The 15047-nt window shown below is 66.6% G+C and carries 16 protein-coding genes; 9 read left to right on the top strand and 7 right to left on the bottom strand.

The features are described 5' to 3' along the window. Nucleotides 1–3: 3 nt before the first annotated feature. Nucleotides 4–624 (top strand): MarC family protein, encoded by a 621-nt coding sequence (locus CLM60_RS10720; RefSeq protein ID WP_095589133.1) that lies wholly within the window; start codon nucleotides 4–6, stop codon nucleotides 622–624. Nucleotides 625–687: 63 nt separating this feature from the next. Further along, nucleotides 688–1266, top strand: a complete 579-nt coding sequence (locus tag CLM60_RS10715) for a retropepsin-like aspartic protease family protein (protein WP_095589351.1) — start codon at nucleotides 688–690, stop codon at nucleotides 1264–1266. Here CLM60_RS10715 and CLM60_RS10710 read toward each other — a convergent pair. Genes CLM60_RS10710 through CLM60_RS10700 form a run of 3 tightly spaced genes read right to left on the bottom strand, consistent with a single transcriptional unit; the run spans nucleotide 1263 to nucleotide 3987 of the window. Continuing rightward, complete coding sequence (locus tag CLM60_RS10710; protein ID WP_095589350.1) at nucleotides 1263–2012, bottom strand: ion channel; 750 nt, start codon at nucleotides 2010–2012, stop codon at nucleotides 1263–1265. The genes CLM60_RS10715 and CLM60_RS10710 overlap by 4 nt on opposite strands. 26 nt (nucleotides 2013–2038) lie before the next feature. After that, nucleotides 2039–2521, bottom strand: a complete 483-nt coding sequence (locus CLM60_RS10705; RefSeq protein WP_095589132.1) for a DNA polymerase III subunit chi — start codon at nucleotides 2519–2521, stop codon at nucleotides 2039–2041. Further along, a complete protein-coding gene (locus tag CLM60_RS10700; RefSeq protein WP_095589131.1) occupies nucleotides 2521–3987 on the bottom strand; it encodes a leucyl aminopeptidase in 1467 nt (488 codons plus the stop codon). The genes CLM60_RS10705 and CLM60_RS10700 overlap by 1 nt, the downstream gene beginning before the upstream one ends. Before the next feature lie 109 nt (nucleotides 3988–4096). Between CLM60_RS10700 and lptF the strand changes: the two genes are divergently transcribed. The 6 genes from lptF to rsmA all read left to right on the top strand — a co-directional run bounded on the left by lptF (nucleotide 4097) and on the right by rsmA (nucleotide 11619). Further along, nucleotides 4097–5245 (top strand): LPS export ABC transporter permease LptF, encoded by a 1149-nt coding sequence (lptF, locus tag CLM60_RS10695; protein ID WP_245848359.1) that lies wholly within the window; start codon nucleotides 4097–4099, stop codon nucleotides 5243–5245. After that, a complete protein-coding gene (gene lptG, locus CLM60_RS10690; protein ID WP_095589130.1) occupies nucleotides 5242–6342 on the top strand; it encodes an LPS export ABC transporter permease LptG in 1101 nt (366 codons plus the stop codon). The genes lptF and lptG overlap by 4 nt, the downstream gene beginning before the upstream one ends. Further along, a complete protein-coding gene (locus CLM60_RS10685) occupies nucleotides 6342–8471 on the top strand; it encodes an LPS-assembly protein LptD (protein ID WP_095589129.1) in 2130 nt (709 codons plus the stop codon). The genes lptG and CLM60_RS10685 overlap by 1 nt, the downstream gene beginning before the upstream one ends. Before the next feature lie 11 nt (nucleotides 8472–8482). After that, nucleotides 8483–9712, top strand: a complete 1230-nt coding sequence (locus CLM60_RS10680; protein WP_095589128.1) for a peptidylprolyl isomerase — start codon at nucleotides 8483–8485, stop codon at nucleotides 9710–9712. Then, entirely contained in the window at nucleotides 9709–10686 is a 978-nt protein-coding gene (pdxA, locus tag CLM60_RS10675; RefSeq protein WP_095589127.1) for a 4-hydroxythreonine-4-phosphate dehydrogenase PdxA, read from the top strand. The genes CLM60_RS10680 and pdxA overlap by 4 nt, the downstream gene beginning before the upstream one ends. Before the next feature lie 84 nt (nucleotides 10687–10770). Continuing rightward, a complete protein-coding gene (gene rsmA, locus CLM60_RS10670; RefSeq protein WP_095589126.1) occupies nucleotides 10771–11619 on the top strand; it encodes a 16S rRNA (adenine(1518)-N(6)/adenine(1519)-N(6))-dimethyltransferase RsmA in 849 nt (282 codons plus the stop codon). Between the two features lie 15 nt (nucleotides 11620–11634). On the opposite strand, the gene CLM60_RS10665 is transcribed toward rsmA, so the two are convergent. The 3 genes from CLM60_RS10665 to prfA form a co-directional block, all read right to left on the bottom strand. Beyond that, the gene (locus CLM60_RS10665; protein WP_095589125.1) at nucleotides 11635–12180 is read right to left on the bottom strand and encodes a DUF4167 domain-containing protein; all 546 of its coding nucleotides are present in this window, start codon (nucleotides 12178–12180) and stop codon (nucleotides 11635–11637) included. A gap of 239 nt (nucleotides 12181–12419) precedes the next feature. Beyond that, a complete protein-coding gene (gene prmC, locus CLM60_RS10660) occupies nucleotides 12420–13259 on the bottom strand; it encodes a peptide chain release factor N(5)-glutamine methyltransferase (protein WP_095589124.1) in 840 nt (279 codons plus the stop codon). Further along, nucleotides 13256–14308, bottom strand: coding sequence for a peptide chain release factor 1 (prfA, locus tag CLM60_RS10655; RefSeq protein WP_095589123.1), 1053 nt, complete (start codon nucleotides 14306–14308; stop codon nucleotides 13256–13258). Before prfA ends, prmC begins: the two co-directional genes overlap by 4 nt. A gap of 69 nt (nucleotides 14309–14377) precedes the next feature. On the opposite strand from prfA, the gene CLM60_RS10650 reads away from it, so the two are divergent. Continuing rightward, nucleotides 14378–14668 (top strand): hypothetical protein, encoded by a 291-nt coding sequence (locus tag CLM60_RS10650; RefSeq protein ID WP_095589348.1) that lies wholly within the window; start codon nucleotides 14378–14380, stop codon nucleotides 14666–14668. On the opposite strand, the gene CLM60_RS10645 is transcribed toward CLM60_RS10650, so the two are convergent. Continuing rightward, a complete protein-coding gene (locus tag CLM60_RS10645; protein ID WP_095589347.1) occupies nucleotides 14603–15046 on the bottom strand; it encodes a DUF1499 domain-containing protein in 444 nt (147 codons plus the stop codon). The two genes, CLM60_RS10650 and CLM60_RS10645, sit on opposite strands and share 66 nt — an antisense overlap. Nucleotide 15047 lies beyond the last annotated feature (1 nt).

Below are 15047 nucleotides of genomic sequence, written 5' to 3'. Positions count from 1 at the left end.
GCGATGGACCTGACATTCTATATCAGCGCCTTTGTCACGCTTTTCGTGGTGATCGACCCGATTGGCCTGGCGCCGCTGTTCGTGGCGATCACCCAAGGCGCCCCCGCCCGCGTCCGACGCGCCATCGCCCTGCGCGCGATCGGTGTGGGCGCGGTCCTGCTGACGCTGTTTGGGTTGCTGGGCGAAGGGGTGCTGGGCTTTGCCGGGATCTCGCTTGCCGCGTTTCGGATCGCGGGCGGCATCCTGCTGTTTCTGACCGCGCTGGAGATGCTGTTCGAACGCCGCACCCAGCGGCGCGAGGATCAGGCCGACAGCCACCCGCCCGACCCGTCGGTCTTTCCGCTGGCCACGCCGCTGATCGCCGGGCCCGGCGCGCTGGCGTCGATGATCCTGCTGACGGGCGAGGTGCGCGGCGACTGGCTGGCCATTCTGGGCGTGCATCTGGTGATGCTGGCGGTTCTGGCGATGGTGCTGATCCTGTTCCTGTCGGCGGGCCTGCTGGAACGCGCACTGGGGCGGACCGGCACCAATGTGATCACCCGGCTTCTGGGGATGCTGCTGGCGGCGCTTTCGGTGCAATTCGTGCTGGACGGGCTGCGCGATTTCGGGCTTGCGCCAATCTGACCCCTCAAAATCCGCTGCCAAAGCCCCTAGGTTTTCCCCAGTGAGATGTGAAAAGGCCGGATGATGGATGGCGATCAGCTTGGGCGATTGATTTACCTGGTGCTTCTGGGCGCGGTGGTCGGCGGCTATTTCATGGTCGAAGGGCGCAAGCGCCTGGGCAAGGTCGCGCAACAGGCCGCGATCTGGGGGCTGATCTTTGTCGGCATGATGGCCGGTTACGGCTTGTGGTCCGACATCCGCAGCACCGGCCCCCGCCAACAGGTCTATGCCACCGAAGGCCGGATCGAGGTGCCGCGCTCTCCGGACGGGCATTACCACCTGACGATGCAGATCAACGGCACCGCGATCCCCTTCGTCGTCGACACCGGCGCCACCAACATGGTGCTGACCCGCGCCGACGCCGCCCGTGTCGGTATCGACACCGACAGCCTGGCCTTCATCGGGCAGGCCAACACCGCCAACGGCACCGTGCGCACCGCCCCCGTGCGGCTGGACAGTGTCGAAATCGGCCCCTTCCGCGACAGCGGCGTCCGCGCCTGGGTCAATGGCGGCGAGATGGACGGATCATTGCTGGGGATGAGCTATCTGCAACGGTTCAGCAGCGTGGAATTCGCGGGCGGGCGTCTGATCCTGACGCGTTAATAGGTGCCTTCGGTCTCGATCCGAAGCCCGTGACCGCAATGCTTGCAATGCACCGCATCAATATCGTGCAGCAGCAGCCCGCATTCCGGGCAGGCATGTTTGACCTTGGTGGGGCGGAACAGCACCTGCGCCAGCCGCAGGAACAGCGTGACGCCAAAGATCATCACCGCCACCGACAGCATCCGGCCCCAGGTGCCCTGCAACGTGATGTCGCCAAAGCCCGTGGTGGTCAGAGTCGTGACCGTGAAATAAAGCGCGTCGGCATAGTTCTGGATCTGCGGGTTCACCTTTTCCTGGGTGGCATAGATCAGCCCCGTCATCACGAACAGGAACACCACCAGGTTGACGGCGGCGATCACGATCTCCTCGTTCTCGCGGAAAAAGCGGAAATCGCGGCGCAGACGGTCCAACAGTTGATAGGTATGCAAAAGCCGGAGCGTGCGCAGGATCCGCAGGAAGCCCAGCCCCTCGCCCGCGATGGGCGCGATGAAGGACACGATCGCCGCCAGATCGGCCAATGTCGCCAGCCGGAACAGGAACCGCACCCGATGGCCTGAAATCACCAGCCGGGCAATGAAATCGGCCAGGATCACCACGCCGAACACCGCGTCAGCGATTTCAATGGCCAGACCGTGCTCCACGAAAGAGGTGACGATCACGAAACCGATCGTCACCAGATCGAAGATCAGGATGCCATAGCGGAACCGGTGCGCGCGGTCGGTCTCGCCCTTGTAAAGCTCTGTCATCAGGGGATATTTTTGCGCCTTGTCCGTCACCCGGATACCCCCGTGTCGCCCCCGCTTTCGGCCTGTTTCTGCCAGCGGCCGCTGTCTTCGGACCAGTATTGCGCGGCCACGCCCGCGCCTGTCAGCGCCTTCCACTGGGTCCGGGCATGGGCCACCGCGGCCTGATCGTTGCCGTCAAACAGGATACAGGCCCGTTCCAGCCCGGCGCAATCCTCGGCCGTCACCTGTGCCCCGTCGACCGCCATCAGGCAGGCCGCGCCATTGGGCAGCTCGGCATCGGTGGTCAGCAGGACCGGCTGGTCGGCGTCGAAACCGCTGCCCGCCAGTCCGTGCGGCAGAAAGCCGTCCTCGGGCTGCGTCCACAGCCGGTCGTCCAGCCAGCGCAGGCGTTCGGGATCTGTCCCGCGCACCGCCACGCGCCAGCCCGCCGCCAGCGATTTTTGCAGCAGCAGCGGCAGCGTCACCTCGAGCGGCGCGCGGGTCAGGTGATAGAAATAGGCCGCGCCCATCAGCCCTCGTACCGGTCGCGGATCAGCCGGTCCAGCGCCATGACGCCCCAGCCGGTCGCACCCTTGGGCGCCAGCGCGGTTTCGGATTTGACCGACGCGACACCGGCGATATCCAGGTGGATCCAGGGGCAGTCTTCCTTGACGAAACGTTGCAGGAACTGCGCGGCGGTGATCGAGCCCGCCCCGCGTCCGCCGGTGTTCTTGATATCGGCGATCTGCGATTTGATCAGCTCGTCATAGGCCGGGGACAGCGGCATTCGCCAGGCGCCCTCGCCCTCGGCCGCGGCGGCCTTCAGGAAGGCATTGCACAGGTCGTCGTCGTTGGAAAAGACCCCCGCCATCTCGTGGCCCAGACCGATGATGATCGCGCCGGTCAGGGTGGCCAGGTCGATCATGCCGGTGGGTTTGAACCGTTCCTGCGCGTACCAAAGCACATCGGCCAGAACCAGGCGGCCTTCGGCATCGGTGTTGATGACCTCGACCGTGTCGCCCTTCATGCTGGTGACCACGTCGCCGGGGCGCTGCGCCTTGCCGTCGGGCATGTTTTCCACCAGGCCCACCAGCCCCACGACATTGGCCTTGGCCTTGCGCAGCGCCAGCGTGCGCATCACGCCCGACACGACGCCCGCGCCGCCCATGTCCATGGTCATGTCTTCCATGCCGCCCGCGGGCTTGATGCTGATCCCGCCGGTGTCGAACACCACGCCCTTGCCCACCAGGGCAAAGGGCGCCTCGTCCCCGCCGCCATTCCATTGCATCACCACGACCTTGGACGGGCTTTCCGAGCCCTGCCCCACGGCCAGCAGCGTGCGCATGCCCAGCTTTTCCAGATCGGCCTCTTCCAGGATCTCGACCTCCAGGCCCAGCTCCTGCATCGCGGCCAGGCGGGCGGCGAAATCGTCGGTGGTCAGGATATTGGCCGGTTCGCTGACCAGATCGCGGGTAAAGAACACGCCCTCGGCCACGGCGGCCATCGGCCCGGCTTCGGCGGCCAGCGCCTCGGGGTTGGTGGCCATCATGGTCACCTCTCCCGGCGCGGTCTTGTCGCCGGTCTTGTAGGTATCGAAAGCATAGGCGCGCATCGCCACGCCAAAGGCGATATCGGCCGCCGCCTTGTGCCCGTCGGCGGCGATCAGCGCACCGCCCTTGCCCAGCACCTTGGCCAGTGCCGCACCGGCCTTGCGCGCATCGGCCTGGCTGGGCCGGCGCGACAGCTTGACCACGTCGACCGCATCGGCGGCCATGCCCGCGGGCCAGGACAGCACGTGGGCCGTGCCCTCTTTCGCCTTTTCGAAGGCTTCGCTTTCGACATAGCGCGCGACCGCCCCCTTGGTCAGGCGATTCACCCGCCGCGCCGACGGCCCCAGCTTGGCGTTTGGACCCACGAACACCGCCACCCGGCCGGTCGCCGTCGCGATCGCATCCAGGTCGGTTTCGGCAAAACGCAGCGCAATCGGGGTGGTCATCGGGTCTCTCCTGTTGGTGGTTGCCATATTCCTAGCGGCTGCCCGCAGGCTTGACCAGATAGCAGTTTTCGACGGCGCACAATTGGTCTAGGGTCGCCGGGATCTTGCGATGCAGCCGGGGGCGTGGGTGCCGAAATTCGACCGATACATGCTGGCACAGCTGATGATGCTGTTCGGTTTCTTCGCGCTTGTGCTGGTGTCGGTCTATTGGGTGAACCGCGCGGTGGTGCTGTTCGACCAGCTGATCGGCGACGGGCAATCGGCCACGGTCTTTCTGGAATTCACCGCGCTGGCGCTGCCCAATGTGATCCGGCTGGTGCTGCCGGTGGCGGGGTTCGCCGCGACCGTCTATGTCGTGAACCGGCTGATTTCGGAAAGCGAGCTGGTGGTGGTGCAATCCATGGGCTATTCGGCCTATAGGCTGGCGCGGCCCGTGCTGATGTTCGGGCTGATCGTGGCGCTTCTGGTGTCGCTTCTGAACCATTTCCTGGTGCCCGCCAGCCGCGCGGAGCTGGCCGACCGCAAGGTCGAGATCGCCGAGGATATCACCGCCCGCCTGTTGACCGAGGGGCAGTTCCTGCATCCCGCCAATGGCATCACCTTCTATATCCGCGAGATTTCCGAGCTGGGCGAGCTTCAGGATGTCTATCTCTCCGATGCCCGCGAGCCGACCCGCCGCACCACCTATACCGCGAAACGCGCGCTGCTGGTCCCGGGCGAGGACGGCCCGAAGCTGGTAATGTTCGACGGCATGGCGCAGACGCTGCACCGGCCCGACAACCGGCTGTTCACCACCAGCTTCGAGGATTCGGTTTATGACATCGCCGGTCTGATCACCGGCGGCGGGCGCAAGGGCGTGAAGATGGAGGAGCTGTCGACGCTGGCCCTGCTGCGCGCCACGCCCGAGGATCTGAGCGCCACCCGCCGCGACAGGGCGGAATTCCTGTACGAGGGGCACGCGCGCATCTCGCAGCCGTTTCTGGCGGTGGCCGGCGCGCTGATCGGCTTTGCCGCGCTGCTGGTGGGCGGGTTCAGCCGGTTCGGCGTGTGGCGGCAGATCCTGCTGGCGATCTTCCTGCTGATCCTGTTGCAGCTGGTCGACAACGCGATGGCCGATATCGCCCGGCGCGATGCCGCGCTGTGGCCGGTCGTCTATGTGCCACCGCTGTTCGGGACGCTGGTGGCGCTGGCGCTGATGTGGATCGCCACCCACCCCTATCGGTTCCGCCGCCGCAAGCTGGCCGGGGGCGCCGCATGACGCTGCATCTTTATATCGCGCGCAAGTTCGCCTTTGCCCTGCTCAGCGTCGGGCTGGCGTTTCTGGCGATCCTGCTGTTGCTGGATGTGGTGGACGAGATCCGCCGCTATGACATTGGCACGATCAGCTTCGGTCAGGCCTTTGGGCTGTCGACGCTGAACGTGCCCGGCTCGGTCTATCGCATCCTGCCGCTGATCGTGATCCTGGCCACGCTGATGCTGTATCTGGGGCTGGCCCGCACCAGCGAGCTGGTGATCACCCGCGCCTCGGGCCGGTCGGCGCTGCGCAGCCTGACCGCGCCGGTGCTGACGGCGCTGGCCGCCGGGCTGCTGGCGGTGGCGGTGGGCAACCCGATCGTCGCGGCGACCGCGAAACGCTATGAAAGCCTGTCGAACCGGTACGAAAGCGGCGTGTCCAGCGTGCTGTCGGTCAGCCGCGAGGGGCTTTGGCTGCGCCAGGGCGGCGCCGATGGCCAGATGGTGATCCGCGCCAGCCGCGCCAATCTGGACGGCACCACGCTCTATGATGTGACCTTTCTGGCCTTTGCCGCCACCATCGGCCCGGCCTATCGGATCGAGGCCGCCAGCGCCGAGCTGCGCGACGGCGAATGGCATATCCGCGAGGCCAAGCGCTGGATCTTCGGCCACGGGATCGAAAACCCCGAACGCGCCGCGACCGAGCACGAGATCATGACCCTGCCCTCGGATCTGACCCGCGACCGCATCCGCGACAGCTTCGGCACGCCATCGGCGATCCCGATCTGGGAACTGCCCGAATTCATCGACAGTCTGGAACGCGCCGGGTTTTCCGCCCGCCAGCACCGGGTCTGGCTGCATATGGAGCTGGCGCTGCCGCTGACCTTTGTCGCGATGGTGATGATCGGCGCGGGCTTTACCATGCGCCACACCCGGTTCGGGCGCACCGGTGTCATGGTGCTCAGCGCGCTGGGGCTGGGGCTTTCGTTGTATTTCCTGCGCAACTTCGCCCAGATCCTGGGCGAAAACGGCCAGATCCCGGTGGAGCTGGCCGCCTGGAGCCCGCCGGTGATCGGCATTCTGGGCGCGCTGGGACTTTTGCTGCATCTGGAGGATGGGTGATGCGCGCGTCTTTGTTTGCCTGTGTTCTGGGGCTGATGTTGTGGCCCGTTCTGGCGCTGGCCCAAACCGTCCAAGACACGCCCGCGACACTGATCGCCGACCGCGTCGCGATCGAGGGCAACGGCCGGCTGGTCGCCCAGGGCAATGTCGAGGTGCTGTATCAGGGCAGCAAGCTGAAGGCCGACACGATCATCTATGACCAGGATCAGAACCGCCTGACCATTGCGGGGCCGATCACCCTGACCGATGGGCCCGACACGCTGATCCTGGCCGACAGCGCCGATCTGGACCCCGAACTGACCGACGGCATCCTGCGCAGCGCGCGGCTGGTGCTGCGCCAGCAGCTGCAACTGGCCGCTGCCGCGCTGCACCGGGTCGACGGGCGCTATTCGGTGCTGGAAAACACCGTCGCCTCCTCCTGCCAGGTCTGCGCCGACCGGCCCGTGCCGCTGTGGCAGATCCGCGCCCGCCGGATCATCCATGACGAAGAGGAACAGCAGCTTTACTTCGACCACGCCCGGTTCGAGGTCATGGGCGTGCCGGTCATGTACCTGCCGCGTCTGCGCCTGCCCGACCCGACGCTGAAACGCGCCACCGGCTTTCTGGTGCCTGAGCTGAAGTTCAGCGACGGGCTGGGAACGGGGCTGAAGGTGCCCTATTTCATCACGCTGGGCGATCACGCCGACCTGACGCTGACGCCCTATCTGTCGACCGACCGGACGCGCACGCTGGAATACCGCTATCGTCAGGCCTTCCGCCATGGCGAGATCACGTTTGACGGCGCCTTTTCCAGCGACGATCTGGTCGAGGGCGAGCTGCGCCGCTATCTGTTCGCGCAAGGTACGTTTGATCTGCCGCGGGATTTCACCCTGTCGTTCCAGATCGAAACCGTATCCGACGATGCCTATCTTTCCGATTACAACTATTCGGGCAAGGACCGGCTGACCAGCTCGCTGGGCGTCGAACGGACAAGGCGGGACGAATATATCGCCGCCGATCTCTACGGCATCCATTCGCTGCGCGATTCCGAGGATAACGAGACCATCCCCAGCACCATCGGCGACGCGACCTATCAGCGGCGGTTCGAACCCGGGCTGCTGGGCGGGATCGCGTCCTATCAGCTGGATTTCCAGGCCCATAACCGGCGCTCGGACACGAATGTCATCGGGCGCGACATGTCGCAGCTGTCGCTGCGCACCGACTGGCGGCGCGACTGGGTGGGGCGCAGCGGGCTGCTGTTTGCGGTGCAGGGCGCGCTGGCGCTGGATCACTATGTGATCGGCGATGACGACACGTTCGACAGCCCCCGCACCCGCGTCACCCCCTTTGCCGCCACCGAACTGCGCTGGCCGCTGCTGCGCGCGGGCCGGGGCGGCGCAGTGCATGTGCTGGAACCGGTCGTGCAACTGGTCTGGAGCCCCGACAGCGACGAGGACGTGCCGAATGACGACAGCCTCAGCCAGGAATTCGACGAGGGGAACCTGTTCTCGCTCAGCCGGTTTCCGGGCCAGGACGTGTATGAACGCGGCCTGCGGGCGAATGTGGGTCTGGGCTGGACCCGCCACGACCCGGCGGGCTGGACCCTGGGCGTCACCGGCGGGCGGATCCTGCGCCAGGAGAACCTGAACCAGTTTCAGTCCGGCGACGGGCTTGAGGGGATCAACTCCGACTGGCTGGCCGCCGTGCATTGGCAGACGGCCAACAACCTGACCCTGACCAACCGCGCGGTGTTCGATGACGGGTTCAACTTTACCAGCAACGAATTGCGCATGGATTGGCAGACCGGCAAGCTGGACCTGACCTCCAGCTATGTCTGGCGCGAGGCCAATCCGCAGGAAAACCGCCCCAATGACGCGTCGGAATGGGTGTTCAACGGCGGCTATCAGCTGCGCGCGAACTGGCGGACATCGGCCAACTGGCGCTATGACTTCGCCCGCGACCGCACCGCGCGGGCCGGGTTCGGGGTGGAATACCAGAATGAATGCGTCGCGGTGAATCTTTCCCTCTCGCGTCGGTTCACGTCCTCGACTAATGTCAGGCCGACCACGGATATCGGTCTGAGCGTTGCGCTTGCCGGCTTCGGCGCCAATCCCGACCAGCAGATCCAACGCCGCCGCTGTATCCGGTGACGGCCCACAAGATGCGCAGAACGGAGCAGAAAATGCCGCGACTGACACGCCTGATCGCCCTTACCCTGACGCTGCTGGCGGGGGTGATGGGACCGGCACAGGCCCAGAACGCCAACCCCTATGCCCCCCGGATGATCGTGAACGACCGCGCGATCACGAATTTCGAAGTCACCCAGCGGATGAACCTGCTGCGGGTGCTGGGCAGCCCCGGCAACCTCGAGGAAACCGCGCTGGACGCGCTGATCGAGGATCGGCTGCGCCTGGATGCGGCGGCCGCGCAGGGCCTGTCGCTGGATGACGAGCAACTGCAGGCGGGGCTGGAGGAATTCGGCGCGCGTGGCAATCTGAGCGCCGACCAGCTGTTGCAGTTCATGGCCGGCAACGGCATCAGCCGCGAGGCGCTGGTCGACCTGATCGAGCCGCAATTGCTGTGGCGCGAGGTCGTCCGCAACCGCTTCGGCCCCCGTTCGCAGATCACCGAATCCGAGATCGACCGCGCCGTGGCGCTGTCGTCGCGCAGCGGCGGGGCGCGGGTGCTGCTGTCGGAAATCCTGCTGCGCGCCGACACCCCGGCATTCCAGCAACAATCCCAGGCGCTGGCCGAACGGCTGGTCCGCGAGATCACCACGCCCGAGGCCTTTGCCGCCGCCGCCCGGCGCTATTCGGTATCGGGCTCTAGCGGGCGCGGCGGGCGCATCGACTGGCTGGAGCTGTCGAACCTGCCGCCGCAACTGGCGTCGATCGTGCTGTCGCTGGGCCCGGGCGAGGTCAGCGATCCGATCCCGATCACCAATGCCATCGCCCTGTTCCAGCTGCGCGCGATCGAAGAGCTGGACGCCGGCACGCCGGAAACGCTGTCGGTGGAATATGCCCAGTTCCTGCTGCCCGAGGATGGCGCGGCAGAGGCTGCCAGGATCGCCACCCGCATCGACACCTGCGATGACCTTTACGGTGTGGCCAAGGACCTCCCCGAGGAGCGGCTGCTGCGCGAGGTCAAGCCGGTGGCCGAGATCCCGCAGGACATCGCGCTGGAACTGGCCAAGCTGGACACTGGCGAGACCACCACGATCCGCAGCGGCGGCACCGTGTCGCTGTTGATGCTGTGCGGGCGCACGACGCAGGCGAGCGAGGATGTGGACCGCGACGCGGTGCGCAACCGGCTGCGCAACCAGCGCCTGGCCTCTTACGCCGATGGCTATCTGGCCGAGCTGCGCGCCGACGCGATCATTCGCACCCCATGACCCTGCCCATCGCCCTGACCTGCGGTGAACCCGCGGGCATCGGCCCCGAGATCACCGTGGCCGCCTGGGCGGCGCTAAAAGGCGATGTGCCGTTCTTCTGGATCGGCGACCCCGCGCATCTGCCCGCGGGCACCCCGGTGGCCGAGATCGCCCATCCGTCCCAGGCGGGCGCCGCGATGGCCACCGCCCTGCCCGTGCTGCGCCATGATTTTTCCGCACCCGCCCGGCCCGGACAGGCCACGTCCGAAAACGCCCAGGGCGTGGTCGACGTGATCGCGCGCGCGGTCGATCTGGTGCAATCGGGCGCGGCAGCGGCGGTCTGCACCAACCCCATCCACAAGAAAGCACTACAGGACGGCGCCGGTTTCGCCTTTCCCGGCCATACCGAATACCTGGCCCATCTGGCGGGGGTGGAGCGGGTGGTGATGATGCTGGCCTGCGACGCGCTGCGGGTGGTGCCGGTGACGATCCACATCCCCCTGTCGCAGGTGCCCGAGGCGCTGAGCGCCGATCTGCTGCGTGACACGCTGCGGATCACCCATGCGGCGCTGATCCGTGATTTCGGCATCCCGGCCCCGCGCATCGCGGTGGCGGGGCTGAACCCGCATGCGGGCGAAGGCGGCGCGATGGGCCGCGAGGAGATCATGCGGATCATCCCGGTTCTGGACGCGCTGCGGGCCGAGGGGCTGGATCTGCGCGGGCCCGCATCCGCCGATACGATGTTTCACGCCGCCGCACGGGCGGGCTATGACGTGGCGGTGGCGATGTATCACGATCAGGCGCTGATACCCATCAAGACGCTGGATTTCGACGGCGGGGTCAATGTGACGCTGGGGTTGCCGTTCGTACGAACCTCGCCCGATCATGGCACCGCGTTCGATATCGCGCGCCAGGGGATCGCGTCGGCGGGCAGCCTGATTGCCGCGCTGCGCATGGCGGGCCGGATGGCCGCTGCACGGGGGGCCGTGGCATGAGCCGGGCAGGTACGGGGGCGCTGCCCCCATCGCCCTTGCGGGCGATTCCCCCGGAGTATTTCGACCAAGAAGAAGGGGCGCGCGATGGCCACGATTGACGGGTTGCCCCCCTTGCGCGCCGTGATCGCCGAACACGGGCTGTCGGCGCGGAAATCGCTGGGTCAGAATTTCCTGCTGGATCTGAACCTGACCGCCAAGATCGCGCGGCAGGCGGGCGATCTGAGCGCGTGCGACGTGCTGGAAATCGGGCCCGGTCCCGGCGGATTGACGCGCGGGTTGCTGGCCCAAGGCGCGCGCCGGGTTCTGGCGGTGGAGAAGGACGCGCGCTGTCTGCCGGCGCTGGCCGAGATCGCCGAAGCCTATCCCGGGCGGCTGGAGGTGGTGAATGCCGATGCGCTGGAGCTGGACGTGCTGGCGCATCTGACCCCGCCGGTGCGGGTGGTGGCGAACCTGCCCTATAATGTGGGAACCGAATTGCTGGTGCGGTGGCTGACGCCGCCCGCCTGGCCGCCCTTTTGGCAGAGCCTGACATTGATGTTCCAGAAAGAGGTCGCCGAGCGGATCGTGGCGCAGCCCGGCGGCAAGGCCTATGGCCGGTTGGCGATCCTGGCGCAATGGCGGGCCGAGGCGCGCATCGTGATGAGCCTTCCGCCGGGGGCGTTTACCCCGCCGCCCAAGGTCAGTTCCGCCGTGGTGCATCTGGTGGCGCGGCCCGAGCCGCTGTATCCCGCCGATCCCGAGACCCTGTCGCGGGTCGTGGCCACGGCGTTCAACCAGCGGCGCAAGATGCTGCGGTCGAGCCTGAAGGGGTTGAGCCCCGATATCGAGGCCCATCTGCAGGCGGCGGGCATTACGCCCACCGAACGCGCCGAACAGGTCCCGCTGGAGGCGTTCTGCGCGCTGGCCCGGTCGCTGGACGGGGCCGCATCCTAGACAGACGGGTCGGGCTTATTCGGCGACCGAGGGTTGTTCGGTGGAATCCGGCCCGTCATTGGCGGGGGTTTCCTGGGACGCTTCGGCCTTGGCGCGCGGTTTGCGCGGGGCGCGGCGTTTCGGCGCCGGGGCGGCCTCGGGCGTGTCCACCAGACCGCTGTCGCCCTTGACATCGGCCAGGTCGATCACATCGCTTTCGGTCGATTTCTCGTCCTGTGCGGCGGTTTCGGCTTTCGGCTCGGACGGTTGCGATTGCTCGCGCTGCGCCTGGCGTTCGCGGTTCTGCTGTTCCTGCTGCTCGCGGCGGGCGTCCTGCTCGCGCTGCGCCTCGCCCAGAAGGCGGGTATAGTGTTCGGCGTGCTGCTGGAAGTTCTCGGCCGCGACGCGGTCATTCGAGAGCTGCGCATCGCGTGCCAGCTGGTTGTATTTGTCGATAATCTGCTGCGGGGTGCCCCGCACCTTGCCCTCGGGGCCCGAGCTGTCGAACACACGATTTACGATGTTGCCCATCGAGCGCGAGCGGTTCGATTTCGAACGCGAACGTGACTTGGATGATCTCATGTTGTTTTCTGGTATCCAGCCTTATCTTGGCTTCTTGTGATCCGTTCCATGCCTCATGCATGGGGTTCTGCCGGATCAGCTCAACTGTTGGCTTATGCTTGCGGGGGGTGCAAAATCTGCTACCCGTCTGCCACATACCCGACTAACCATGCCGGTGCCTGCAAGACAAGCGAAAAATGTCGCAAATGGGCGTTTTCCCGCTGGGAAACGCGATATGTTGCGCATTTTCGCGACGGGTGTCATGCCGGTTTTTGGCCGGTGACGACCCTGTCCCTGTGATCGAGATCGGGGTGGATGGCGACGTTTTCAAGCCCCACGTCCCGAAAAAGCCGGCTGACGGCGGCGCCCTGTGTGGGGCCGATTTCCACGGCCATCCGCCCGCCCGCGCGCAGATGGCCCGGCGCCTGAGCGGCGATTGCGCGATAGGCTTGCAGCCCGTCCCCCTCGTCCGTCAGGGCGATGCGCGGGTCATGGCCAAGCACCTCGGGTGACAGGTCCGGCAGCTCATCCAGCGCGATATAGGGCGGGTTGGAAACAATCAGGTCAAACGATTGGCTTTCGGGCAGCACTGCGCACCAATCCGATTGCTGGAACCGGGCGCGACCGGCCACACCCAGCGCCTGTGCGTTCTGTTCGGCCACCTGCAGCGCGGCGGGCGACAGGTCGAGCCCGACCCCATGCGCATCGGACCGTTCGGCCAGCAGGGTGATCAGGATGCAACCGCTGCCCGTGCCCAGATCCAGCACGTTGCGAAACGGGGCCGACAGCGCCCATGCCACCAGGGTTTCGGTTTCGGGGCGCGGGTCGAGCACATCTGATGTCACGGTGAAATCGCGGCCATAGAAGGCGCGCTTGCCAGTGATCTTCGACACCGGTTCGCGGGCGGCGCGGCGGGCGATCATCGCCTGGAACGTGGCTTGCACGGCTTCCGGCATGGGATCATGGGCCAGAAGCGTGATGCGCCCCGGGTCCACCCCCAGCGCATGGGCCATCAGGCGGCGCGCATCGCGCGGGGCGTCCGTGATCCCCGCCGCAGACAGAACCTGCGCACCGTCGCGCAACGCCTGACCGATGCTCACCCCTCCATCTCCGCCAGAAGCGCGGCCTGATGGTCGGCGATCAGCGCGTCGATGACCTCGTCCAGATCGCCCTGCATCACCTGATCCAGCTTGTAGAGCGTCAGGTTGATGCGGTGATCCGTCATGCGCCCTTGGGGAAAGTTATAGGTGCGGATGCGTTCGGACCGGTCGCCCGAACCCACCTGTGCGGCGCGGTCGGCGGCGCGGGCGTCGTGCAGTTTCTGCCGTTCCATGTCGTAAAGCCGGGTGCGCAGGACCTGCATCGCGATCTCGCGGTTGCGGTGTTGCGACTTCTCAGAGCTGGTCACGACGATGCCCGATGGCAGGTGGGTGATGCGCACCGCGGAATCGGTGGTGTTCACATGCTGGCCGCCCGCACCGCTGGCGCGCATCGTGTCGATGCGGATGTCGCCCGCGGGGATGTCAATATCGACCTCTTCGGCCTCGGGCAGCACGGCGACGGTCGCGGCAGAGGTATGGATGCGCCCGCCGCTTTCGGTTTCGGGCACGCGCTGAACGCGGTGCACGCCGGATTCGTATTTCAGCCGGGCAAAGACCCCCTCGCCCCGGACATTGGCGACCACTTCCTTGATCCCGCCCAGTTCGGTCTGGGTTTCCTCGATGATCTGGAACTGCCAGCCGCGCGCCTCGGCATAGCGCTGGTACATCCGCAGCAGATCACCGGCAAACAGCGCGGCTTCCTCGCCCCCCGTGCCGGGGCGAATCTCGATGATCGCGGGGCGGGCATCGGCGGCGTCCTTGGGCAACAACGCCAGGCGCAGCGCCTCTTCCAGATCGGGGATGCGCGCTTTCAGTTCGGGCAGTTCCTCCTCGGCCAGGGCCTTCATCTCGGGGTCGGCCAGCATCGCCTCGGCCTCGGCGATGTCGTCCAGCAGCTGGCGATAGGCCGCGACCTGTTCGGCCACCGGGCGCAGCTCGGCATATTCGCGGCTGATCGCCACGAAATCGTCGCCGCCGCCTTCGGCCAGCCGCGCCTCCAGAAACTGAAACCGCTGGGTGATCTGTGCAAGTTTGTCGAGAGGAACCATAGCGCTGTTTTGCCGATGCACCGAAAAGGGTCAAGACTCCGACGGTCGCGTTTGTGTTATATTCGCGGGATGAGACATCTGGCCCTCATCGCTGCGCTGCTTGCCGGACCCGCCCATGCCGATGTGACCGGCCCGGGTGGCAAGGTGATCGATTGCTATTGCACCGACAGCAGCGGCGGCCGGGTCGAACTGGGCGAGCAGATCTGCCTGTTCGTCGATGGCCGGGCTTTCATGGCGCGGTGCGAGATGTCGCTGAACGTGCCGATGTGGCGTGATACCGGCGCGGGCTGCGTGTCATCCGCCCTGCCCCAAAGCCGCCGTCCAGCGGTCGATCCGGGCGGCGTTGACGCCAAGATCTGACTTGCCGAAGCGCAGCCGGGCGAACAGCGCCAGTTGCGCCGCGCCGTCATCCCCGCGCGCCTCGACCGTGGTGTAATCGGGAAACCCCCAGAATGCCGAGCGGGTTTCATAGGTAATGCGCCCTTCGGCCACCGATCCGGCAATGACCCGCGTCCGGGGTGTGTCGCGCGCGATCCGGTCCAGCGTGGCCAGCAACGCATCGGGCGTCCTGTCCATGGGCGGGGTCAGGTGCCGGGCGCCGCCATCCAGCCGCTGCGTGCCGGGCGCCGAAAGCCCCGCAATCGGCTGATGCCAGCGCGCGGGGTCGACCGGGGCCAGCCGCACCAGCAATTGCAGCGCCACCAGCAGAACGGTCAGGATGATCGCGAAACCCAGCATG

It is taken from the genome of Actibacterium ureilyticum, from assembly GCF_002285435.1.
Classification (GTDB): Bacteria; Pseudomonadota; Alphaproteobacteria; order Rhodobacterales; family Rhodobacteraceae; genus Actibacterium_C; species Actibacterium_C ureilyticum.
This window is presented reverse-complemented; position numbering and strand designations above follow the sequence as displayed.